Annotated in this window: 21 protein-coding genes; 9 read left to right on the top strand and 12 right to left on the bottom strand. The window is 34.3% G+C overall.

The genetic code is table 11. From position 1 onward, the window contains the following. Nucleotides 1–133 precede the first annotated feature (133 nt). From ACZ0AH_RS13070 to ACZ0AH_RS13035, 8 genes are all read right to left on the bottom strand, one after another. On the bottom strand, nt 134–676 hold the full coding sequence (locus ACZ0AH_RS13070; RefSeq protein WP_463476235.1) for a YceI family protein: 543 nt from the start codon (nt 674–676) through the stop codon (nt 134–136). A 12-nt stretch (nt 677–688) separates the two neighbouring features. Then, nucleotides 689–1,039 (bottom strand): cytochrome c, encoded by a 351-nt coding sequence (locus tag ACZ0AH_RS13065; protein ID WP_463476234.1) that lies wholly within the window; start codon nt 1,037–1,039, stop codon nt 689–691. An 11-nt stretch (nt 1,040–1,050) separates the two neighbouring features. Continuing rightward, the gene (locus tag ACZ0AH_RS13060; protein ID WP_463476233.1) at nt 1,051–1,893 is read right to left on the bottom strand and encodes a DUF5777 family beta-barrel protein; all 843 of its coding nucleotides are present in this window, start codon (nt 1,891–1,893) and stop codon (nt 1,051–1,053) included. 2 nt (nt 1,894–1,895) lie between these two features. Next, complete coding sequence (locus tag ACZ0AH_RS13055) at nt 1,896–2,291, bottom strand: OB-fold protein (RefSeq protein WP_463476232.1); 396 nt, start codon at nt 2,289–2,291, stop codon at nt 1,896–1,898. A gap of 217 nt (nt 2,292–2,508) precedes the next feature. Beyond that, nucleotides 2,509–3,435, bottom strand: coding sequence for a COG4315 family predicted lipoprotein (locus ACZ0AH_RS13050; RefSeq protein ID WP_463476231.1), 927 nt, complete (start codon nt 3,433–3,435; stop codon nt 2,509–2,511). A gap of 314 nt (nt 3,436–3,749) precedes the next feature. Continuing rightward, entirely contained in the window at nt 3,750–6,257 is a 2,508-nt protein-coding gene (locus ACZ0AH_RS13045) for a TonB-dependent receptor (RefSeq protein WP_463476230.1), read from the bottom strand. Nucleotides 6,258–6,284: 27 nt separating this feature from the next. Further along, a complete protein-coding gene (locus ACZ0AH_RS13040) occupies nt 6,285–7,184 on the bottom strand; it encodes a FecR family protein (protein ID WP_463476229.1) in 900 nt (299 codons plus the stop codon). A 49-nt stretch (nt 7,185–7,233) separates the two neighbouring features. Continuing rightward, nucleotides 7,234–7,749, bottom strand: coding sequence for an RNA polymerase sigma factor (locus ACZ0AH_RS13035; RefSeq protein WP_463476228.1), 516 nt, complete (start codon nt 7,747–7,749; stop codon nt 7,234–7,236). 200 nt (nt 7,750–7,949) lie between these two features. Between ACZ0AH_RS13035 and ACZ0AH_RS13030 the strand changes: the two genes are divergently transcribed. After that, a complete protein-coding gene (locus ACZ0AH_RS13030; RefSeq protein ID WP_463476227.1) occupies nt 7,950–8,969 on the top strand; it encodes a hypothetical protein in 1,020 nt (339 codons plus the stop codon). Between the two features lie 141 nt (nt 8,970–9,110). On the opposite strand, the gene ACZ0AH_RS13025 is transcribed toward ACZ0AH_RS13030, so the two are convergent. Continuing rightward, entirely contained in the window at nt 9,111–9,716 is a 606-nt protein-coding gene (locus ACZ0AH_RS13025; RefSeq protein WP_463476226.1) for a DNA-3-methyladenine glycosylase, read from the bottom strand. A 485-nt stretch (nt 9,717–10,201) separates the two neighbouring features. Here ACZ0AH_RS13025 and ACZ0AH_RS13020 point away from each other — a divergent pair, with 485 nt between their 5' ends. Further along, complete coding sequence (locus tag ACZ0AH_RS13020; protein ID WP_463476225.1) at nt 10,202–10,450, top strand: hypothetical protein; 249 nt, start codon at nt 10,202–10,204, stop codon at nt 10,448–10,450. A 251-nt stretch (nt 10,451–10,701) separates the two neighbouring features. Here the strand turns inward: ACZ0AH_RS13020 and ACZ0AH_RS13015 are convergent, their stop codons facing one another. Both ACZ0AH_RS13015 and ACZ0AH_RS13010 read right to left on the bottom strand, forming a co-directional pair. After that, the gene (locus tag ACZ0AH_RS13015) at nt 10,702–12,108 is read right to left on the bottom strand and encodes an MFS transporter (protein ID WP_463476224.1); all 1,407 of its coding nucleotides are present in this window, start codon (nt 12,106–12,108) and stop codon (nt 10,702–10,704) included. Between the two features lie 89 nt (nt 12,109–12,197). Next, nucleotides 12,198–13,007, bottom strand: a complete 810-nt coding sequence (locus ACZ0AH_RS13010) for a mechanosensitive ion channel family protein (RefSeq protein ID WP_463476223.1) — start codon at nt 13,005–13,007, stop codon at nt 12,198–12,200. A 458-nt stretch (nt 13,008–13,465) separates the two neighbouring features. Here ACZ0AH_RS13010 and ACZ0AH_RS13005 point away from each other — a divergent pair, with 458 nt between their 5' ends. The 3 genes from ACZ0AH_RS13005 to ACZ0AH_RS12995 all read left to right on the top strand — a co-directional run bounded on the left by ACZ0AH_RS13005 (nt 13,466) and on the right by ACZ0AH_RS12995 (nt 18,994). Further along, nucleotides 13,466–15,100 carry an NADP-dependent glyceraldehyde-3-phosphate dehydrogenase gene (locus ACZ0AH_RS13005; RefSeq protein ID WP_463476222.1) on the top strand — a complete coding sequence of 545 codons (1,635 nt, stop codon included), beginning with the start codon at nt 13,466–13,468 and terminating at the stop codon, nt 15,098–15,100. Nucleotides 15,101–15,468: 368 nt separating this feature from the next. Continuing rightward, nucleotides 15,469–18,534 carry a PAS domain-containing protein gene (locus ACZ0AH_RS13000; protein ID WP_463476221.1) on the top strand — a complete coding sequence of 1,022 codons (3,066 nt, stop codon included), beginning with the start codon at nt 15,469–15,471 and terminating at the stop codon, nt 18,532–18,534. Beyond that, nucleotides 18,524–18,994, top strand: coding sequence for a response regulator (locus ACZ0AH_RS12995; RefSeq protein WP_463476220.1), 471 nt, complete (start codon nt 18,524–18,526; stop codon nt 18,992–18,994). Before ACZ0AH_RS13000 ends, ACZ0AH_RS12995 begins: the two co-directional genes overlap by 11 nt. Nucleotides 18,995–19,027: 33 nt before the next feature. Here ACZ0AH_RS12995 and ACZ0AH_RS12990 read toward each other — a convergent pair whose 3' ends face one another. Further along, nucleotides 19,028–20,485: an FAD-dependent oxidoreductase gene (locus ACZ0AH_RS12990; RefSeq protein WP_463476219.1), complete on the bottom strand. Its 1,458-nt coding sequence runs from the start codon at nt 20,483–20,485 to the stop codon at nt 19,028–19,030. Between the two features lie 157 nt (nt 20,486–20,642). On the opposite strand from ACZ0AH_RS12990, the gene ACZ0AH_RS12985 reads away from it, so the two are divergent. The 4 genes from ACZ0AH_RS12985 (at nt 20,643) to ACZ0AH_RS12970 (ending at nt 24,312) form a co-directional block, all read left to right on the top strand. Then, nucleotides 20,643–21,212, top strand: coding sequence for a Crp/Fnr family transcriptional regulator (locus tag ACZ0AH_RS12985; protein WP_463476218.1), 570 nt, complete (start codon nt 20,643–20,645; stop codon nt 21,210–21,212). Between the two features lie 127 nt (nt 21,213–21,339). Then, entirely contained in the window at nt 21,340–22,143 is an 804-nt protein-coding gene (locus tag ACZ0AH_RS12980) for a type 1 glutamine amidotransferase domain-containing protein (RefSeq protein WP_463476217.1), read from the top strand. Between the two features lie 325 nt (nt 22,144–22,468). Further along, a complete protein-coding gene (locus ACZ0AH_RS12975) occupies nt 22,469–22,777 on the top strand; it encodes a putative quinol monooxygenase (protein WP_463476216.1) in 309 nt (102 codons plus the stop codon). 140 nt (nt 22,778–22,917) lie between these two features. Continuing rightward, nucleotides 22,918–24,312 carry an aldehyde dehydrogenase family protein gene (locus ACZ0AH_RS12970; protein WP_463476215.1) on the top strand — a complete coding sequence of 465 codons (1,395 nt, stop codon included), beginning with the start codon at nt 22,918–22,920 and terminating at the stop codon, nt 24,310–24,312. The last annotated feature ends 767 nt before the right edge of the window (nt 24,313–25,079 follow it).

Genomic DNA, 25,079 nt, shown 5'->3' with positions numbered 1-25,079 from the left:
TAAGAAACTAAAAAGCAAAAACCTGTTATGAATGGTTTTTGCTTTTTTATTCTACGCAATAAATAATATTTAATACAAGTAATTTTAGAATTTTTTTTTCTTGTTTATAACACCAATAATAGAATTATTTCTTTTACTTCCCCAACAATAAATTAAAACTAACATTAATTTTATCAGAAACCTTCTTACTAACCAATTTTGGGATTTCGATATCAAAATCTGTTGCTTTTACATCAAAATTTCCTGTTACGGTAATTTTATCACCGGACTTTAGGATTTTAGCGTTTGCAGTTACTTTTTTTGTTTTTCCGTGTAAGGTTAAATCTCCTGAAATCTTAAATATTTTGGCTGTAGCCGAAAGTTTAGAAGCATCAAAATCTTCTATTTTTCCTTTAAATGTTGCTTTCGGAAATTTATCCGATTCTACATAATTTTCATTAAAATGTTCTTCCATTAAGGCAACCTTAAATCGGAAACCTTTCATTAAAGTTAAAACGGCAATTTCTCCCGTTGAAGCATCTAAAATGGCCGATGTATTTTTGTTTTCTGCCGCAACTTCTTCAAAAGAATCAACAGAAGCTTCAAATTTTAAGCTTCCGGTTTTTGTGATATACTTTTGAGCCGAAACATGCACTATTCCAACAAACAAAAATAGCAGTACAATTATTTTTTTCATTTTACTATTGTTTTATTTTTCTAATAATCCATCCGTATTCCATTGCAGAATTGTATTTATTTTATCCTGCGGCATTCTTCCTGCTTTTGGCATTTGTCCTGCAGTTCCGTTTTGCAGCTGAATTCGATCTAATAATTTTTTATTTAATAACGCATCTCTAACGTCGGCATACGTTTCTAAAGGTATAAGTGATCCGCCCGAGGCATGACAACCAATACAATTTTCATCAATAATAGATTTCACATTTGCATTATAAGTAACTTTGCCAACAATAACCGTTGGTTCTTCCAGACTTTCGTAAGTGTTAGATTCGCAGCTATATAACGACAGTATAATACCAGATAAGAAGATATATTTTTTCATATTTTATACTTTTAAAAAACTCTATATAAATTAAACCCAAAGAAAAAATCGCCTTTTCCCCAATCGCCCGCAGCACTTGTTAAATAACCACTTTCGGTCATGGATTGAGAATTTGTAAAAAGCAATTGAAAAATATGACCGCCGGTTTCTATGTCAAGTCCAACGGAAAGTGGGTTATTATAAAAGTCAGGTTTATTAAAATTAGCACCGTATTCTAAATTCAGAGAAAGTCTTTTGGTTAGTTTTAATCGGCCGCCGGCACTTAAAGTAACCTGATTATCATTTTCAATATCAGGATTATAGAGATTTTTATGAATGTAGGAAGGCGCTAATTCTAAAGATAATTTATCCGAAAATTTTCTGGAAATCAGAATTTGATTGATATACGTCAATCGGTCAGAAAACTCAATTTTAGGATAATCATCTTTTTTTAATCCGCTGTTAAAATCTATCGTGCTATATCCGACAATATCAACAGGAAAGTTTTCACTTTGTCTTATAAGTCTGAATTTTGCCGACGCTTCGTTTATTTTCAGCAAAGTATGATGCGATGCACTTACCGAAAGCCAATCTGTTATACCATAAACTCCTCCAATTTTTGTAGTCGCATCATCAAAACCAAAAAACTCCGAAATTCCGCCTTTTACAGAGCCAAATCGATGTGATATAACCATGTAAAATTCTTTTTTGGCAGGCAATTTTGTCGATTGCAGCGTTACGATTTGTAAACCTTTAAAGGTAGCTGTTACCGTTTTATCAACAACTTGTGTTGAATCCAGGCTCGAGAGTAAATCTTCCTGGGCATTACTATATAAACAGATTAAAAAACTGGCTATTAAGAATATTTTTTTCATATTTATTGTTGTTGAATACTGCATTGATCAAATTTTACTACCGAGAATAAATCATCAAAACCAATGCACCTTCCTTTTATATTAATCTGTTTGTTCATTAAAGTTTTCTGTACCTTTTTATTCATTTTGCAAAATACTTTACGATCAATTACCATCGAAGAATCAGTAACTTCAGAAACTTTTCCTTCAATTTCGATTGTCTTGTTTAAATATTTAGAGTCGGCCTGCGAAGGATTGAGATTATATTCGGATTCTAAATTTTCGGCAGTAATTGTTAGTATTGATTTTTCACTATTGATGTCTCTGGCATCTTTATATAAAACATTTTGATAGATATAGTAAGGGCCAAAACTGATTACCAGTATAAATACCAGCACTTTGATTGTTGTTTTAGTCATGAGGATTTCTGATTTTAAATTTTACCGTAGTATAGTAGAATCTTCTATTTTGAATTTAACCCATTGGTTGATTAATTTTAACACATAGAAACATAGGATCTGTACTGACAAAAGGCATTTCATTATTAAATTCACAAAGTGAGCTATGTAGAAGAAATGTGTTTCTTTTTTGTATTCTTTTTTACAGAAAAATCTATGTTTCTATGTGTTTAATTAATTATATCGCAAGCGGTGAATCTTTTACCGGTACCGGCCAAACGCCCGGACTAGGAAAACTAATTCCTTTATTTGCGCCTCTTACGCTGGCATCTTGTCCAAAATAATACAACGGCCAGCCGTTATAAACCAGTTGCGATTTACCAAATACAGTAATAACACTAAACTTAGATTTATCAAGAACAGAAGGCACAACAATTTTATCTGTTTCATATATTGGCCAAACCGCATTGTTAGAAAAATCTGCTTTTGTAAAGTTGTTTTTCTTGAAATTATCGTTCTTGAAAGTATACAATGTTAAACCTTTAGCATCTGTAAAATAGGTAGTTTGACCATCTCCAACAGTATAATCAGATTTGTAGTTTTTACCGTCATGCCCTAAAAGCTGGCTTCTTACAACCATAACCGAATAATCCGGTTTTGCAACAAACCAAATACCGCCAACGCCGTCTCCGGTTGTTTTTCCGGCAGCTTCTAATGTATTTGTACCTCCGTTACCGTATGAATCTTCTCCGGAAACCGGTGCATAATAATACAAAGGCCATCCTTTATACGTTACTTGCTTTTTGCCTGATGCGGTCGTAACCGTAGCAAAATCGGATAATGTTAATCCTGTACCTAATTTATCTGCCGTTAAGTTATCGACCACAAATGCCGGCCATAAAGCTTCACATCCACCTGTACACGAAACTTGCCCGTTTGCATCTGTTCCGAAAAAATACAAAGATCTTCCGTTTTTATCTGTTAGATAAGTACCCAATGTTGCACTTGTAGCAAGATTAACTTCCGTTTTGGCTACCGGAGGATTATTGGTACCACCGCCATTATCAGGAGGAGTAACCGGATCATTATTGTCACTGCTGCAGCTTAAGAAAAATGTTGTTGCCGCAAAAGCAACTAAAGCGAATTTAATTTGTTTTAATTTCATGGTTTTATAATTAAGTTTATCGAAAAAGGGAAAAAATATACTTTACAGGATTTGTAAAGTGTTTTTATTGAATGATCCTGATCAGGAAATCACGTTAGCTTTTAATAAGCAATTCGGTCAATATTCAAATAATTTATTTTACGAACTGTCGTAGCAATTGCATATTAGTTTTTTTAGAAAAGTCATGTTTTATCTTTTGATAGTGTTCAATAGTAAAACAGCCTTGACGTAGATTACCCTACCAAAGAATTGATGTTTTTATAAAAAAAATAAAAAAAAGAGACAGATTTTTTTAAAACCTTGTAGGAATAGGGCTATAATGAAACCCTAAAACTCACATTAGGAGTTCGTTGCAGTGCAAATGTTTCAACTTCTTCTATAGAATTAGTTAGAGAACTTATTCTGTAATATTCGCTGATTTCGTTTTTTCTGTTTAGGATATTCAAGATTGAGATTCCTAATTTGTATTGAATTCCGTTTGAAGTTTCCCACTTATAAGTAGAAGAAATATTAACCTGCGAAAAAATATGCAGATTGGTATTGTTTGGTTTGTTGTAAATCAAAACAGGATCTGAAGGATCAATTTGAGAAACCAGAGGAGAAGTTTTTGGTCTGCCCGAAGACCATTTTGTTCCCAAAGCAATTTTAAAATTGTTTTTCTCATAAATTCCTGCCCACGAAACCGTATGCATTAATTCAAAATTGTTAGGAAAACTTGGGTATTCATAATTAGCAAAATGATAATTGTTATGATTATAGGTATAACTTAACCAGGTCAGAAAGTGATTCATTTTTTTCTGAACCAGCATTTCTGTTCCCCAGACTTCATAATCGCCATTTATTTTAACAAATTCTAACTGGTTCTGAAAACCCTGACTTGAAGTTGTAATTCCGTTTACTTTTTTGTAGAAATTTTCGATATCCAGCAGCCAGTCATTCTTTTTATAAAATAAATTTAAAGATAGCTGTTTGCTTCTCTGAATAGGAACTGTAGTGTTATTAGAAATAATCCAGCGCCTTTTTTCAATACCAAAATAATCTTTTTGCAAATCAATGATTTGTTGCGAATTTTGACTTTTTAACTCGCCCAGCAATTCTAAATTTAGATTTTTGTTGATGCCATAACCAAATTGCATTCGGGGTTCTACAATGTATTTTTTGAATTTTTCAATATAATTAATTCGAGTTCCGGCCTTAAAATAGATATTAGAAAGCGTATCGTTGTATTTTCCTTCCAAAATTAAAGCGTGAGTTCTCAGGACATCTTTTACTTTACGGTAGAAATCAGGATTTGTAACCTGCTCTAAATTTGTAATCCCCATTTCGTTGTATTGATATCCATCGTTAAAACTAAATTTAGAATTAATCGTATGATTGTTCTCTAAATTCATTCCATTATTGGTAACCGTATTTTCCTGAATAACGATTTGATCGCCAATTGTAGTTCTTTGATTCGCCAAAAGTTCATACGAAGAGTTGTAAACATTGATTTTAGTTGTATTGAAATTATTCCAGTTTCTTTTCCACGACAAATTTCCGCCATAATTTTGTTGGCGTAAAACATTGTTTTCAGATCGGTTTATATCATAAACATTCGCACTCTGAAAAACCTCCAGATTATCTTTAATGGTAATTAAATCAAGCACCAATTGATCTTTATTTCCAATTTTTTGGACATATTTTAGCGTAGCATCATAAAAATCAAATTTTTTGTCACTTCGATAATCCACATTTTGTTTATCTGAAAAATCAGTGATTGTAGTATTTTGGAATACCTTATTGAAATACTCTTTATAAGTAGGCGTTTCTACAAAATCAGTAATCGATTTGCGTCCTGAAACTTCGATATAACTCTTTTTCGAAAGATTGTACTTTGCGTATATATCAGCATTAATCATGTTTATACCTGCGCTGACTGTGTTTTTTTCTGCTGTTTCCGGAGTAGAAGAAATCGCAACAACACTAGAAACACTTTCGCCGTAAAAAGCAGAACTTCCGTTTTTATAAATAGAAATCGTATGCGCCAAATTGGGATTAAAAACCGATATTAAACCAAAAAAATGTCCCGTTTGAAACATTCGTATTCCATTCCACAAAAATAAATTCTGATCGTGCGTGCCGCCGCGGACATTGATACTCGATACGCTTTCGTCGATGCTGTTTACACCCGGAATCTGCTGCATCGTCTGCAAAGCATCAGGTTCGATAAGTCCCGGAAGAATACCAAATTTCTTGGGTTTAATTTCAAACGATCCGTCTTTGTTTTTTGAAATTCCCGAAGCCAAAATAGCGTTGGCCTTAATTTCTGCCAGTTCTGTAATTTCAGGCTCTAATAGTATTTTGAGACAATTTTTCGAGTCGGGATAATCTGCAATAATTCTTTTGGTTAAAAAGCCAACATGACTAATCAAAAATGCAGTTGCATCCTGTTCTTTAAACTCAAAATAACCGTTAGAATCCGTTGTAAGCTGCATTTTATTGTTTAAGCTAATATTGGCGTTTTCAATGGGTTTTTTATCCGTACCGGAAAAAACGTATCCGCAAATTATTTGTGATTCAATCTCTTTTTTATAAATGTTAATGAATTTGTTCCCGATATTTTCAAAAGATAAATTGGTGTTTTTTGCCAGATATTGCAGCTTTTCATCTAAAGAAAGTGATTTTTTTGGCGGACTTAACTGCAAACCGGCAATTATATCTTCCGTGTAATTAAAAGTAACTTTATGCTGTTGTTCAATATCAATTATGATTTTTTTAAAAGGCATGCTTTTCCCTTTGTCCTGAGAAAAAGCATTCAGGACAAGGAAAAATATAAAAAACAAAAAATGAAATTGTTTGGGGAGCAACATTTATTTTTCGTCAAAAATTATTTTATTTTTTGAGACTTTTTTAGACTCTAAATGATAGGTTGTACTAATAATCTGCAAGGCTATATCAAGGTTTTTGGCGGGTAATTTTCCTGTAAATAAGGAGATTGTATCTTTGGTATTTAGTTCGATCTTAATATTATATTGCCTTTCAACTTCATCTAACAGCGTTCTGATGTTTTCTTTATAAAAACATATCTGATCTTCCGTCCATTCTGGTTTCGATGCATTTATTGTTATTTTAGTTTGCTTTCCATTTTCAAAACTAACACCTTGTCCGTGCGTTAATAAAATTTGGATATTGGCATAATTTACTTTTACACGACCTTCATAACATACAACATCAAACCTGTTTTTTCGGGCTTTTACATTAAACTGGGTTCCTAAAACAGCTACTTTCCCAAGATTGGTCTGTACTTCAAATCGTCTGCCTTTTGCGACCCTGAAATAAGCTTCTCCTTTTAGTTCGAGACGTCTGTTATTGTCCCAGTTCCATTTTTTATATTTTATTTCAGAACCTGAATTCAACACCACTTCAGAATTATCAGGCAATGAAAAAGTGGTGCGTTCTCCAAAATCTGCTGTTTCGGTTTGATGTACCAGCATTTTCAATGCAAAGGTAATTCCAAGCACCAGAACAAAGATTGCAGCTGCCCTGAATAACCCTTTTTTGTATAAGGGAACCACTTTTGGAGTCACTTTTTTCTGCTTCAGAATGTTTGCTAACATAGCGTTTTCATTCCAGTCATCCACTTCTAAATGTTCTGTATAGTCTTTAATTTTTTGATATTTTTCGAAATCGGGACTTGCTTTAAATTCAGCTAATTCGTCTTCCGACAAATCATTGTTGAGCCATTTTGCTAATAATCGATTTTTTTTCATTGTGCTGGTATTATATATTAAAACAGTTGGAACTAAATTTACCCTACTTTTATAAATCAATTTCTTTACGTAAGCTTAATAAAGCTAAATGAATGCGTTTTTCTACAGCCTTTACGCTAATGTTTAATTCAAGGGCAATTTCGCTGTATTTTTTTCCGTCAATTCGATGCATCAAAAAGGCGATGCGTTGTTTTTCGTTTAAGTTTTCAATGGCTTTCAAAAGTTTAGCCTGAAATTGTTTTTCTTCCAAAAGATATTCGGGACTTTCATTTGTTTTGTCTAAACCGGTGAAGTTTTTTTCATATCTCAAAACCACTTTTTGATGTGCAATTTCGTTGAGACTGCTGTTATTGGCAATCGTATAAACATAAGATTTGGCTTTTTCTAAAGGTACAGAAGCGCAATTTTGCCAAAGTTTTACAAATGCTTCCTGTGCTACATCTTCTGCCTGATCGATATTGCCGAATTTGTAAAAAAGAAAATTTCGAAGCGCTTTTACGTGACTTTTAAAAAAAGACGAAAAAATTATTTCGTCACAAGTATTTGATTCGGTTTTATTTGGCATCTGGATTTTTCAATTTGTACGTAGCAAAAGTATTTGTTTTTAGTTTAAGTAGGGTAAAAGTAAAGCTGATTGTTTTATAGTAGTTAGAAATGTTATTTTGACGTGATAATTAGGGATTTATAAAAATGAAACCCTAAAACCCTGAAGTTGAATTTATAAAACAGTTTCTTTAATTTTATTACCTTTGTAAAAATATAAGTATGTTACCCTTAAAAAAATATGTATCAATAACAGCCTTTCTGTTCTTATTGTCTTGCCAGAGTGACATAGATGAGCAAGATTATAATCCGCAACAGACAGTTACAAGTGTTTCGCCTCTTACCACTTATTTGCAAAGGGTTGCAATGGTCGAAACCGTGCAGGATAATATAATCGACAGGTCTACTTATTGTACCATAAAACTTCCTTATACCGTTACGGTTAACAACACAAAAATTGCCGTTAATACTACCGCAGATTATCAAAAAGTAATCGATAATGTCAATGCAAATGCGTACGATGATGATGTTGTAAAAATAGATTTTCCGGTAACAATGGTCTACTATAATTACATCGAAAAAAACATTCCGAATGAAGCTGATTTTGATACTTTAATCGATTACTGGAATCTTCATCCTGATCTTTTATCCAAAATTAACGGACTAAATATTAATTATCCCATAACAATTAATATTTATAACAGCGCTAATCAAATTGCAAGTGCGGTATCGATAATAAGCGATCAGGCATTTTTTAATTTTATAAAAAACCTGAGCAGCAGTCAATATATTTCATTGCAATATCCAATTTCTATAATAGATTATAATAATCAGACAAAATCGATTACGAATAATTCGGATTTTGAAAATGCAATAAAATATGCGATTGATTATTGCCCGGAAAATAATATTGTAACGCTTGATTTTGTGGCAACAATAACTAAAGGCTCCTGGTCAATACCCTATTATTTTGATGATTCAGAAAAAACGTCTTCTTATACCGGATATTCATTTGTCTTTAAAAGTGATAAATCAGTAGTTGCAACCAAAGGAGGAACTTCAGAAACGGGTCAATGGGAGAGTACCATACAAAATAATGTCAGGAATTTGAAACTAACTTTCAGCTCTGAATTACTGGGAAAATTGAATTACAACTGGAAATTATTCGAGTTTAATAATTCACAGATAAGATTACGTGATGTAGGTACTTCTACTAATTATCTTTATTTTCAAAAACAGTAATTCGTTTTAAAATACCATCAAATTATTGATTTTTAAGTCATAAAACAGTTATAGATAAAAACAATAGTGTAAAATTAAAGCCTTGTTATTCTGATGGATAACAAGGCTTTTTTAATGTAATGCTTTATCATATTTTAAAGCTTAAACCTTATTGGGTTTACTGACATATTTATTGCCTTTTACAAAAAATCGCCAAGGCAAAAAAGCATCTTCCTGTGCATATGCAACACCAACTCTTGGCGTTTCTGCAATTTCATCAGCAGTATATTTTATGCCATGATCTTCGATCCAGATTTCTTCTCCACCCAAATCTTTTTCATTAAAAGAGCCATTAATTCCCAAAGCTTTTGCAGCAGAACCCGGACCAGCAGAAATTGCGCCTTTAATAGCAGGCATATTACGTCTGAGTTCCATTATTTCCTTGCCAATCAAAGGTTCGATTCCTCGTATTAATACAGCATGGGGCTCGCCATTAACAGAAGTCACGATATTGAATAAATGATGAATTCCGTAACATAAATAAACATAAGAAACGCCGCCCTGACTGTACATTATTTCGGTTCTGTTAGTTCTTCGTCCGCCGTAAGCGTGAGAAGCTTTGTCCATTTCGCCAAAATAGGCTTCAGTTTCTACGATAATGCCGGCAGTAATTTCTCCGTTAATTTGCGTATAAAGTACTTTTCCTAACAAATCTTTCGCCAGAAAAAGGACATCCGGATTGAGATAATATGATAATTGTAATTTCAAAACATATTAATTTAATACTTTAATAAAATAAATATAACTATTTGTAATTTAGTTATTTAATTTAAATAAAAATTGCTTTACTTAAAGTAACGAATCAATTGATTGGATAATTTTTTTTCTAAAATAGATTTGCTTTGGATATTGTCATTGTGATTATTTTGTTCCAAATTGAATCTTTCGAATTCAGGCAAACTGAACGATTTCTGTTAAGATAACAGCTATTAGAAAAACTTCCAACCAAATCAAAATGCTTTCTTTGAATGCAGCTTCTTCGGCACTTTCAAAAGTAAAAGTAAATTTTCTGAATTTAAATAAATAATATGGCTTTACACGAAATCATTCGGCAGATTAAATAATGTTAAAATTTGAATTGTTATTAATGTGTTGATAAATAATGTATTATAGTTTATTTTCATCGATTAACGGAAGTAATTAATATTTATATTTGAAATAATTAACGGCTTATTAATTTAAATTATTTTACTATGGAAAAAGCTATAAAACTAAAAGTACGCAAGGAATTAGATGGTCAGCAACAGTTTAATATAATTAAGTTAAAGGGAAGTTTAATTTCCAAAGGATATACAGAAATAATACACATTCTGGATCAGGATGATGAATTTCATATCAATTCGTTTGAAACACCCGCTGAAACGACTAATGAAGTACAAGAATATATTACAGCATTTATTAATAAAGAAAATCTAAGTGATATGATAACACTATACAAATGATGTATGGTTTTATAATTTTTGAATTACAATTTAGAATGGAAAAAAAATTACCCTCAACAATACAATAACCATAAATCAAAAAACAAAAAGTGTTCAGATTCTGAACACTTTTTTGCTTTAAACAGGTTGCATTATTTTATTTCGTTTCCTTTCGGATGCTGTTTTTTTTGCCAGGTATTTTATAGAGTGAAATTATAAGAAAACGAAATCACGTTAATGAAATTTATAATAATAGTTTGATTTTTATTTAACTAAGCTGATTTTAAATTGTCACCGTCTTTATAATGCAATCTTCTGAAAACGAATCCGGATAAAATGGTTAAAGAACCTACAACCAAAAAGGTATAACGAAAAGCATTGTGAATTTCGTTGTGAATGAGTTTTACATCACCCTGAAAAACTTTGAGCACCAATAATCCGAAAGCAATACCAAAACCAATTGCCAGCTGCTGATTGACAGAAACCAAGGAGTTTCCGCTGCTGGTGTGGTAAACTCTTAAATCGGCAATAGAAATAGAATTCATAGAGGTAAACTGTATGGAATTAAAGAAACCCAAAACCGAAATAATAGGAACGTACCAATAAATAGAGGTGTGAATTGAAGGAATCGCCAAGGCACAAATTAAGGCACCAATAATAAAAGTGTTAACCATCAAGGTTTTTCTGTAACCAAAAGTATTTAGAATTTTAATTACTGCCGATTTTCCAAACATGGCAGTAAGAGCCATTGGCGCCACAATCCACCCGGATGTAACGGCCGATTGACCATAAGCAATCTGAATCATCATGGGCAATAACAAAGGAATGGAGCTAAAACCCAAACGTGTTGCCAAATTGCCTACAATGCCCACGCGAAAGGTTCTTACCTGAAATAAATTGAGCGGAAAAAGCGGATTATTGTCTGTTATTGCATGGCGATAATACCAATAGAGCATTAAAAATCCTGCCATTAAAACGAGTAAAACCGGAGATACACGAACTGTATTTCCAAATAATTCTAAAGAAACAGACAAAAGGAGCGAAGCTGCTGCAAAAATAAGAAAGCCTTTTAAATCAAAATCGATTATTGGAGACTTGTAATCAGGCATGTATTTCAAACTTAAAAGAATACCAATTATACCAAACGGAATGTTGATAAGAAAAATCCAGTGCCACGATAAATAATCAACCATATAACCACCAACCAACGGACCTAAAACAGGACCAATCAAGGCGGGAATAATAGCAAAATTCATTGCTTTTAATAATTCTGTTTTGGGAAATGTCCGAATAAGGGCAAGTTTTCCCACCGGAGTCATTAAACTTCCTCCAACACCCTGAACTACACGTGCAAAAATTAAATGAGTTAAATTTTGAGAAAGTGCACAAAACAAAGATCCGATGCTAAAAAGTATTAAAGCAAAAATAAAGACTTTTCTTGTGCCAAATTTATCCGATAAAAAACCGCTTACCGGCATAAAAAGCGCCAGCGTTAAAACATAACTAATAATAGCATTTTGCATTTCTAACGGCGATTCATGCAAATCTCTGGCAATAGCCGTAATTGATGTATTAAGAATCGTAGAATCAAGCATTTGCATAAAAATAGAAGTCGCCAAAATAATGGGCAATACTTTTTTGATTGTTTCAGTATTGGGACTGGCAATGTTTGCGTTCATATTTTTTGGCTTGAAGGAATGTTGTATTGCTTAAATCTTCTTTTGAAGCGGCTGTCTTTTATAAAATTACATAAAATAAAAGAAAAATACTACTTTAAAATAAACCCGTTTGCGTTTAGTACTTCAGCGACTTTAATTACAATTTCAGATCGATGTTTTCCGTCCGTAACTTTCAAATCTGTTTTTACCCAATATCTGATATTAATCTGAACTATATTAGCCGTAATACCTGATACAACTGCTGAATTAGAATATCCTTTATCGACAATATCGCTGTCGGCTTTCATAACTTCAGTTATCAGATCGAGCGCTTTTCTGTAATCAGATCCATATTCAATACCAATTGTAAAATCCTGAAGAAGATAACCTCCGCTGTTAAAATTGACCAGTGTATTTTTAATCAGCAAGGCATTTGGAATATAGATATTTTTACTATCGCTTTTTATTTGTGTATCACGAAGATTAAGTGCTACAACTTTGCCTTTTACGCCATTGCTTTCTATAATATCGCCAACAGAAAATGGTCTTTTGAAAGCCAGTAAAATACCTGCCAGAAAATTTTCGCCTATATCTTTTAAGGCAAAACCAATAATAAATGCCGAAATTCCCGCACCGGCAAGAACGCTTTGCGCAACGCCTGTAAGTCCGATTACGCGGAACATAAACAGAAATCCTATTACAATAAGTACCGCTTTGATAAGATTTGCAATAAAAGTTGCCAAAAGAGGATCGTGCATTTTGACTTTTAATCTCTTATCAGCAAATCCGCGAATTCGTGATGCTATAAACCAGGAAATTAAAACAATTAGAATTGCTAGTAATAATTTTGGGGTAATATCAACAAGGTTTTGATAATATCCTTCGATATGTTGGGCAATGTCATGCAAAAAATCTTCCATAATAATGATTTTTAAATTGAATGCAAAAAACACCTGCCATGCGACAGATGTTTTTTTAAATGAAAAGTAAAGAATAACGATTTAAAGTAAGTTTGCTTGAAAATTTCAATCCAAATTTAATTTATTATCAGAATTTTATTTTTATAGAATTGAATCTTGATATTTCACAATTACCATTTTGGTTTATTTTTAATTTAATTATTTAAGAAAAAAAAAGCGGTGTAGTTTTCTATATTTCATGAATTCACAGCAGTGAAATAGCGAAATATAAATAAGTTATTAAAATTTAAATGCATCAACTTGTTGATTACTAATGTTTTGTTCGAAAGGTATATTTTGTGTATTCCATATTACAATGTTACCTATTATAACGGGATTAGAAATCTCTATAGAATCAATTGAGAATCGCAACGAATTTTTGCTTAAATTTAAATAGTTAAAAACTAAAATATGTACGTATGGAAAATATAAAAGTGGATTTAAAATCTATTGATAATTTGTTTTTGGAAGAAAGTGCAATACCTGATGCGTTTAAAATCTCAGAAATTCATCAAAGGGAATATTTATTAAATGGAGAATTAGTGCCCTGGAACGGAAATGTTTCTGAAGTTCTTTCTCCAATTTTTGTAAATGGTAAAGACGGATTAAAACGCAAATTGCTAGGAACAATACCTAATATATCTGTCAAAGAAGCTTTAGAATCTTTGGATGCCGCAGTTGCCGCATATGATAACGGGCAAGGAGAATGGCCAACAATGAGTGTGGAAGGCAGAATAAAATGCATGCAGAAATTTGTGTATTTGATGATTCAGCAACGCGATCTGGTAATAAAATTATTAATGTGGGAAATTGGAAAAAGCCTTCCGGATTCGACAAAAGAATTTGACAGAACGGTTGAATATATCAACGCGACAATCGACGCCTTAAAAGATTTGGACAGACAATCGTCAAGATTTGAGGAATCAGAAGGGATTCTGGCACAAATCAGAAGATCTTCATTGGGTGTTGTACTAAGTATGGGACCTTTTAATTATCCCTTAAATGAAATTTTTACCACCTTGATTCCTGCGCTTATAATGGGAAATACCATTTTGTTTAAACTTCCTAAACATGGTGTTCTCGCTCATTATCCGCTGTTAAATGCCTTTAAGGAAGCATTTCCTCCAGGAACCGTAAATACGCTTTACGGAAGAGGAGCAGAAATTATTTCTCCATTAATGGAAAGCGGAAAAGTCAATGTTCTGGCATTTATAGGATCAAGCAAAGTAGCAAACGGGTTAAAAAAACTGCATCCAAAAGCCAACAGATTGCGTTCTATATTAAGTCTTGATGCAAAAAATGCCGCTATAGTTACCAAACATGCAGATCTTGATGTTGCTGTAAGTGAATGTCTTTTGGGATCATTATCTTTTAACGGACAGCGCTGCACGGCACTTAAATTAATTTTTGTACAAAAAGAAATAGCAGACGAATTTGTAAAAAAAATCAGCGAAGCTGTATCGGCACTTAAACCGGGACTTCCTTGGGATAAAGACGTAAAAATTACGCCTCTTCCTGAATTTGATAAACCGGCTTATCTTAAAACCTGCCTTGATGATGCCTTAGCAAACGGAGCAAAAATAATCAATGAAAATGGCGGTTATACCAATAATTCATTCGTTTTTCCTGCCGTTGTGTATCCGGTAAATGATAAAATGAAACTGTATCATGAAGAACAATTTGGACCTATAATTCCTATTGTACCATTCGATTCTATCGATGAACCTATTGAATATCAAATTAATGCATCACACGGAATGCAGGTGAGTATTTTTAGCGAAGACGCAAATGAAGTGGCAAGTTTAATCGATCCGTTTGTAAATCTGGTAAGCCGTGTAAATATTAATTGCCAATCGCAGCGCGGACCAGACGTTTTTCCTTTTACAGGAAGAAAAGACAGCGCAGAAGGTACTTTGTCAATTTCAGATGCTTTGCGCTCGTTTTCAATCCGATCTTTGGTAGCAACCAAATCTACAGATGCCAATAAAAAATTATTCAATACGATTGTTAGAGATCATGATTCTAATTTTCTGAGTACAGATTATATCTTCTGATAAAGAAAATCTGCTTAATAAAATAACCTCTTTGGAATCAGTTCCGAAGAGGTTATTTTTTTTCAAAAAACCAAATATATAAAACCTAATTTTTATAAGAATAATAACCAATTAAATGTAAAATAATGATTTTGAAATGCCGAAAAATAGTTTTTCATCTTTTTTATTTTTAAATTTATTATGGATTTTTCAATAAAATAAATTGGTATTTATACTATTATTATCGATTGCTAAAAAAGTTATTAGACCTGATAAATAATTTATATCTTAGTATAAGAATACCAGTTTAGCTTAAATCTTCCTGAACAAAGATCAATGTTGAGCTTTGTTGAATCATTTCCAATAACGATAAGTTTTTTATACAATACATGGAGTTAATAGAAAATAAAGACCTTTTTCAAACCATTTTTAATTCTGCCTCAAATGGTATTGCCGTAATGCAATCTGTGCTAAACGACAAAAACGAAATAGAAGATTTTTCGATACTGCTTTTCAATACACATACCCTCAACTGGATTGGTGATATAGCTTATAAAGGCAAACGTTATAGTGCTGTTTTCCCCGGTGTAAAAGAAACCGATATTCTGGAAAGATTTATTGAAGTAGCTGAAACTGGCGTTACTGCTAAATTCGAAAGATGGTATACCGATGAAAAGATGAAATACTGGTTTCGGTTTACCGCCGTAAAACAAGCTGATTTATTAGTGGTAACCACAGAAGATATAACCGAAAGTAAACAAGCAGAGATAATCCTTAACGATGCCCTGGCTGCTGCCGAAAAACAAAAACGACTTTACGATTCCATTACAAACAATACGCCCGATCTGGTTTATGTGTTCGACTTGTCTTATAAATTTACTTATGCCAATAAAGCGCTGCTGACTATGTGGGGCAAATCTGAAGAAGATGCTATTGGATTTGGTTTAAGAGAAAACGGATATGAAGAATGGCATGCAGCAATGCACGAAAGGGAAATTGACGAAGTAGTGGCTACCAAAAAAACAGTTAGAGGAACTGTATCTTTCCCGCATGCCGAATTAGGCAGCAGGGTTTATGACTATATTCTTGCCCCGGTTTTAAACGAACAGGGAGAAGTAGAAGTTGTTGCCGGCACAACGCGTGATATCACTGAAATAAAACAGGCTGAAGAAAAATTACAGCAAAGTGAATCCCGATTTCGAAATATGATCGAACAGGCACCGATAGCATTATTGCTGTCACGAGGAGAAGATGTAATTATAGAAAGCGCCAATAAACCCATGCTGGAGTTTATGAACAAAAAAAATGCCAGCGAGATTCTTGGCAAACGAATGATTGATGCATTGCCGGAACTTGTTGGCCAGCAAGCGCTTCAAACTGTTATTGATGTGCAAAAAACAGGTATTCCTTTTAGAGGTGATGACCAGCCTGTTGATTTAATAATCAATGGTAAACTGGAACGCCGTTATTTCAATTTTTCGTATGATTATATTAAGGAAGCAGAAGATAATGCAGCAGTATTGCATATGGCTGTAGATGTTACGGAACAATTGCTGGCCAGAAGAAAATTAGAAGAAAGTGAAGCTCGATTAAAATCAATGATCGATCAGACCCCTGCACCAACATTAGTGCTTATGGGAGATGATCTGGTTATTGAACAAATTAATAAACATATGCTCGAAATGATTGGCCGTGGAGACGAAATCATCGGTAAGCCATTAATTGATGTTTTGCCTGAACTTAAAGGACAGTATGTATGGAAACAGGTTCAGAATGTTTATAATAAAGGGATTCCTTTTCATCAAAGCGAAGTATTGGTTCCGCACAACCGTACAGGCGTAATAACAGAATATTATTATAATCTTTCGTACCGCCCTTTAATTGAAGACGGAAAAATAACTGGTATGATCCAGGTAGCGATTGATGTTACGGAGCAGGTTATAGCCCGAAAAAAACTCGAAGAAAGCGAGAACCGTTTCAGGGCTTTGGTAAATGCTTCTTCGGATGTTGTGTATCGCATGAATGCTGACTGGACCATAATGCGTAATCTCGAAGGCCGTGGTTTCTTAACGAATACCTCAGAACCAATCGTTAATTGGCTGGCAACGTATATTCATCCTCAGGACCGGGATAAAGTTGTCGCGCGTATTGCGGAGTCCATTACAAACAAAAGTATATTTGAGCTCGAACACCGGGTCTTAAACGGGAATGGTTTACAGGGATGGACGTTTTCGAGAGCGATTCCTATCCTGGACGATAACGATAATATACTGGAATGGTTTGGCGCAGCGAGCGATATTACTTCGCAAAAAGAATTACAGCAGATTATTAAGGAAAGCGAAGAAAAATTTCGTCAGCTTGCAGATCTTGTACCGCAGATTATCTGGACAGCAAAGCCGGACGGTTATATTGATTATTATAACAAACGCTGGTATGAATATACTGGTTTTGAAGAAAATGAATTTGGAGACGCCAGCTGGATTCCTATAGTTCATCCTGATGATGTAGCTAGTGTATTCGAATTTTGGTATAACAGTGTCAAAAAAGGAACTTCCTATCAGTTCGAATTCAGGCTAAAGAACGCAAATACCAATGAATACCGATGGTTTTTGAGTAAAGCCGTTCCCATAAGAGACAAAGAAGGCGCAATTACCAAATGGTTTGGTACCTGCACAGATATCCATGAACAAAGAACTATTACAGAAAAATTAGAAAGTCTTGTAGCTGATCGTACCAAAGAATTGCAGCGTTCGAATGAAGATTTGCAGCAGTTTGCCCATGTTGCTTCTCACGATTTAAAAGAACCGGTTCGAAAAATAAAAACATTTACCAGTCGCCTGGAAGATCATCTTAATGGAAATTTGGATGAATCTGCGACGAGGTTTATTGATAGGATCCACGTTGCTACAGATCGTATGTTTAATATGATTGATGGAGTATTGGCGTATTCTAAAATCAATGCGGATATGCAAAAACCAACATTAGTTGACCTGAACGATGTAATTAAAAATATCGAAACTGATTTGGAAGTTTCCTTGCAAAAAACAGCCGGAAAAATTCAGTATCATAATTTGCCAACGGTAGAAGGAGCTGCAGTTTTGCTTTATCAGCTTTTTTACAATCTCATCAATAATTCGATCAAATTTGCTAAAGCCGATGTGCCGCCGCAAATAACCATATCATCTGAAATAGTAATTGAAAACCATAAAAGTTTGGCAATAATTATACTAAAGGATAACGGAATAGGTTTTGACCCTAACCAAACCGAGCGCATATTTGAAACTTTTGCCCGCCTTAATTCTAAAGATAGTTACGAAGGCACCGGTTTGGGATTATCACTTTGTAAAAAAATTGTAGAACGCCATGAAGGAACTATCACCGCAGCCGGAAGTCCGGCTCAAGGCGCAACATTTACTATAACACTACCTTTAAAACAAAAAGAAAATGACATTTAATACAGATAAAAAAGTAATAGTTATGGCCGATGATGACTTAGACGATACAGAAATGTTTTGTGAGGCATTAGAAGATATAAATGAAAATATTATTTGCCATTGCGCAGTGAATGGCAAAGATGCGTTGGCAATAATTGATAAACTGGATAAAAAACCACAACTTATTTTTCTGGATCTCAATATGCCTGTAATGGATGGCTGGGAATGCCTGAAAGTATTAAAAAGTGAAGATCAGTATAGTGATATACCTGTAATTATGATTTCAACGTCTTCACACAAAATGGATATCGAGACTGCTTTGGACCTTGGTGCGACTTGTTATTTTGTCAAGCCAAATAATTTTAATGAATTAAAAGAGGTTTTGCATACGATCACCTCTAATCTTGGAACTGGTTTAAAAGAGGCTATTTTTAATTTACAATCAAGATCAGAAAATATTTTTGCTTTTAGCGAAAAATAAGGCGAGCAAACATTAGAAAAACCTGTTATTAAATTATAAATCTTTTTTCTTAAGAACACGCCCGCGAGGTTCATCGCCTTCATGAAGTACAGTTTCAGAATGCAGGAATTGCGCAGCTTCTGCTGAATCTTTTACTTTAACAGCGCTGCGTTCTAACATTTCTGCTTCAAAATCAGTTAGTACTCTTTCTCTAATTCCAACATTTCTCCATTGCGATAAAGGTTTACATCCTTTTGAAATTCCGCGGGCAAGTGTCAGCGCATCGAGTACTGCCTGATTCGCGCCCTGACCTTTAAACGGACTCATCGGATGGGCTGCATCGCCAATTAAAGTTACTTTTCCGGCTTTTTCCAACAATTCAGCCGAAAGTAATTCACGATCGTATACCGGATAACCCGAAATTTGGGTTTCGAGCGTTGCCGCTAAAATTTGAGGAATAGGATTGTGCCATTGCGTTCTGCGACACGCTTCTTTTTTAAGCGCTTTTGGTCCCTGAGCACTTAATTCCTTAGCCTCATTTTCGGACATTGGAAAACTAAGCTGCCACATTACAGAATCTGATGTAAACGGCATAATATAGATTCGTTCATTGCCATTGGCAGTTTGAAATACCGTAGCCGAATCTAATAAGGAATTATCAACGCCTTCAAGAGCACTCAAAGGGCAAATTCCTAATATTACAATACAATCCAGATAACGTAAAGGCGTAATATCGTCGCCAATCAGCAATCTGCGAACCGAACTTCTAATTCCATCAGCTCCAACCACAAGATCGGCTTTGACGTTTTTTATTGCATCGTTTACCTGAAAAGTCAGATCAACATTTCCCGATTCAGAGTCTTTAAAATCAATTAATTGATGTCCCCATTGTACATTTTCATGTCCGCCGAGTTGTTCCAGTAACGCTAAACGAAAAGATTGTCGCGCAATATGCACATTTGTACGTTTTGGCGACGTTTTTTTATCTGATTGCACCCACTTTCTGATTCCCCATTCGCCAATTACTTTTCCTTGTGTAGTATGAACCAAATGTCTTGTTGAAATCACGCCTTCTTTTAAGGAGAATATACCCAAACCTTCAATTGCTTTGCTGGCTTGCTGCAACGTAAGTCCATAACCCTGAGATCGGGCATCAAAATTAGTATCACGCTCATAAAGGGTAAAAGGGATTCCGCGGTGCAAACAAGCAACAGCAAGAGCAATTCCGCCAATTCCACCGCCAATAATAGCAACATGCGGATAATTTTCGGTATCTGCCACAGGAGGTTTTGCAGAAGGCAATAATCCGGATCCTGAACATTTTAAACAAGAGTATAAAGGCGCTTTTGGACGAATTGGAGCTGTTCCTTCTCCGTTTGTTTTTTCAAATTGATCCAATTCTATTTGGTAAAGAAGCCGCACTTTTTTGCTCAGTCTTCGGCTTTTTTTGCCGCGTCCCTGACATTCTTCGCAAGTAGCCCAGCTTGTTTCTTCATTTTCCACTTTTTTCACTTCCTCTTATTTAAATTAATTGATTTTCCTCATAAGAAGAAATTAGCCTGTAAAATTGATGCCGGGTCTGCTCATTTTTGCTGTGCAAATTTAGGACAAAAGATTGCCAGTACAAACTACAATAAATCTTTTATCTTTGAAACGGTAAAAGCAGACTATGGAAAAACTCAGAAAACATATTGAAGATATTATTCCTGTTAGTGATGAAGAATTTGACTCTATCAAATCATTTTTCACGATAAGAAAGGTTTTAAAAAATCAATATTTAATTCAGCAAGGCGATGATGCTAAGTATGAATACATTATTATGAGCGGTATTTTCAGGGTTTTTTATCTGGATGAAGACGGAAAAGAACATATCGTACAATTTGCTACCGAAAATTGGTGGATGTCTGATTATATCGCTTATTTCAATCAAAAACAGGCTAATATGAACGTGGTTTGTATGGAAGCAGGAGAAGTTTTGTGCCTGACACTTGACGGAAGGGAAAAACTTTCTGAAACACTTCATAAAATGGAACACTTTTTCCGCGTTAAACTTACCAAAGGTTATATGGCGCTTCAGCAAAGGGTTATTTCTTTACTTTCTAATAATCCGCAACAGCGTTATAAAGAATTTGCAGATTTATATCCTAATCTCATGCAAAAAATTCCCAAGAAATACATTGCAGAATATCTCGGTGTCAGCCGCGAAACCCTAAGCAGACTGTACTCTAACAACAAATAACATAAAACTATAATTTAAAAGTGTGATTCTCGTCACACTTTTTTTGTGACTTTGCTCCTCGTTTTGAGGAGTAGAGCCGGCATAAATTTGTCCTGTAAATAATCATTAACCACTAAAAATTACAGACATGAAAAAAATTATGATTTTAACCCTGGCAATTGCCTTTTTTTCTTCGAATGCACAAAACAAAAAAGAAAACACATTAGTAAAACAAGCAACACTTAAAAATGAATCCACTATGAAAACTAAAATTTTAATTATCGTATCAAATGCCAATTCAATTGGGCCAAATGACAGAAGAACAGGAACATTTCTTCCGGAAGTTGCACATCCTTATGCTGAATTCGACAGAGCAAATTACGAAATAGACTTTGCGAGTTTAACAGGCGATACGCCATATTTAGATGCGCTAAATTTGGCAAATGATCCTGACAACCTTACTTTTCTAACAGGAAAAGGATGGGAAAAAATGCAAAAAGCAGTTAAATTAGCAAATGTAGACGTTAGTAAATACGACGCCGTTTTTGTTCCCGGAGGATTAGCGCCAATGGTCGATATGCCGGAAAACGAACTTTTGAAGCAAGTAATTAAGGAAACTTACGAACGAAATGCAGTTGTTGGAGCTGTCTGTCATGGTCCGGTTTCTTTATTGAATGTAAAATTAAGCAACGGATCTTACCTTGTAAATGGTAAAAACATCACCTCATTTACAGATGAAGAAGAAAGAGGTTACGCTATCGCCGATGTTCCGTTTTTGTTGGAAACTGCCTTGACAAAACAAGGAGCAAAATTTCATGCCGCAGCAGTTTGGTCGGCTCACAGTATTGCTGATGGTAATTTGGTTACAGGTCAAAATCCTGCTTCTGCAAAAGGAGTTGCGGAGAAAATGATTGTTATTTTGAACGGATTAAAATCCGTTGCTACAAAATAAATCATTCCTATGGAATGTTATAAAAGCGTTCCGGAGGAACAAAACATATTGTAGGGATGGATTTTAATCCATCATTACATTCAGAATAGCCATTTTTGTCATCCTGAGAAATGAAGGATTTTTGCAAGGAATTCTGCAAACAAAAACCGCCAATCTTTGTTGATTAACGAGTGCGTTCCTTCGACTTCGCTCAGGATGATAAAATAAAAAAAATATTCTTTTGAAAATGAGTGCCCTAGCCCGATAGTCCCGAGGCTTCGGGAGCGGGATTAGCTCCTGAAAATTATAAACAAGTATATAAAATATAAATAAATAAAAAATCAAAATGGAAAATCAAACTCCGGTTCATGTTTTTGCTACATGGAAAGTTAAAGAAGGTCAGATAGATAACGTTTTAAATTTGCTAAAAACGGTTCATGACGAAAGTATTAAGGAAAAAGGAAATTTGTTTTATAAAGTTCATCAAAGTAATTCGGATTCAAATACTCTACTATTATTTGAAGGTTATACAAATGAAGCCGCTGTTGCAGAACATAGAAATTCGGCTTATTTTCAGGAATTAGTATTGGGAAAAATTGTTCCTTTATTAGAAAACAGGGAGATTGTTTTAACCACGCCTATAAATTATTTGTAAAACCGTAAATACTCAATATTGTGTTAATGGGCGATTATAGTTAATGATAATTTGACTAAATTTAAAGAACAAATCATGAAAAACCGAGATTTAAAATACTAAACAACACGGTTTTTAAGCTTATATTTAAAGAAAAAATTATGGAACAGACCACAAAAATTATATTCCCATACGATCAGAGTGTAGTAAAAGAATTGCCATTGATCAATAAAAATGATCTTGAGAAAATACTAAATACAGCGCACAATTTATTTCTGGATCAGGCAAATTGGATTCCGGCTTATAAAAGAATTGAAATATTAGAAAAAGCAGCTTCTATAATGCAAGACAGAAGCGAAGAACTGATACATTTGGCTATTAGCGAAGGCGGAAAACCCTATAAGGACTCAAAAGCTGAAATTTTAAGAGCAATTAAAGGCGTAAAATTGGCCGCTGAACATATCGCACAAATAAAAGGCGAGCAGATCCCGATGGGACTTACGGAAGCGTCTTTAAACAGAATTGCGTTTACGTCAAAAGAACCTATCGGAGTTGTTGTTGCGGTAAGTGCGTTTAATCATCCGCTGAATTTGGCGGTGCATCAAATTGCTACAGCTGTTGCTGCGGGTTGTCCGGTAATTTTTAAACCGGCAAGCACTACGCCATTATCTGGTTTGGCTCTTGCCGATATTTTAAAAGAATCCGGTTTGCCCGAAGGCTGGCTGCAGGTTGTATTAACGGATAATGAAACAGCAGAATTATTGGTTACAGATTCGAGGGTTAATTTTTTCTCTTTTATAGGATCGGCAAAAGTAGGCTGGTACCTAAAAAGCAAATTGCATCCCGGCACAAGATGCGCCCTCGAACATGGCGGAGCAGCGCCGGTTATTGTTGAAAGTGACGCTAATTTTAGCGAAATGATTCCGGATTTGGTAAAAGGTGGTTTTTATCACGCAGGCCAGGTTTGTGTTTCGGTACAGAAAGTATATGTAAATCAGGAAATTTGTGATCGTTTTATTGAAGAATTTTCGCAAGCGACCAATAAATTAATTGTCGGAAATCCGTTTGATAAAACTACCGATGTTGGTTCGCTGATTACTCCCAAAGAAGTTAATCGTGTCGAGGAATGGGTTAATGAGGCTATTGCCGAAGGCGCAAAATTAATTTCGGGCGGGAAAAGAATTTCAGATACTTGTTTTGAGCCGACAATTTTGTTCAATCCTTCGGAAAATTCGAAAGTGTCGACTAATGAAATATTTGGTCCTGTTGTTTGTATTTATCCTTTTACAGATAGGGAAGAGGCAATAAAAAAAGCAAATGCCCTGGAGGTTCATTTTCAGGCCGCTGTTTTTACAAAAAATATTGATATCGCTTTAGAAACTGCCAAAAAACTAAATGCAACTGCTGTTATGATTAATGATAATACGGCATTTAGAGTAGATTGGATGCCATTTGGCGGAAGGGATTCTTCTGGTTTAGGAATGGGCGGAATTTCGTATACCATAAATGATATGACGAGAGAAAAATTAACGGTTTTTAAAAGTAAAAATTTATAATTGTTTAAAATATGCCGTTAGGCATTAAATGTCGGTAAAAATCAGGAATTCCAAATTGATTTAGCGTGCCGTAGGTACGTAATATAAATCGTTTGTTGCGTACCTACGGCACGCTACGGATTTCTCGACCTGATTTTCTACCGACATTTAGTGCCTAACGGCATATAAAATAATTAATACATAAAAAATACCTATAAAACTTCTGGTTTGGGAATGGGCGGAATTTCGTATACCATAAATGATATGACGAGAGAAAAATTAACGGTTTTTAAAAGTAAAAATTTATAATTGTTTAAAATATGCCGTTAGGCATTAAATGTCGGTAGAAATCAGGAATTCCAAATAGATTTAGAGTGCCGTAGGTACGTAATATGAATCGTTTGTTGCGTACCTACGGCACACTACGGATTTCTCGACCTGATTTTCTACCGACATTTAGTGCCTAACGGCAAATACAATAATTAGTACATAAAAAATACCTATCAAACTTCTGGTTTGGCAATGGGCGGAATTTCGTATACCATAAATGATATGATCCGAGAAAATTAACGGTTTTTAAAAGTAAAAATTTATAATTGTTTAAAATATGCCTTTAGGCATTAAATGTCGGTAAAAATCAGGAATTCCAAATAGATTTAGAGTGCCGTAGGTACGTAATATTAATCGCTTGTTGCGTACCTACGGCACGCTACGGATTTCTCGACCTGATTTTCTACCAACATTTAGTGCCTAATGGCACATAAAAATAATTAATTACATAAAAATAC

Source organism: Flavobacterium sp. AC105, from assembly GCF_979258495.1.
Note: the sequence above shows the minus strand (reverse complement) of the source record. Positions and strands in the feature narration are given on the sequence as shown.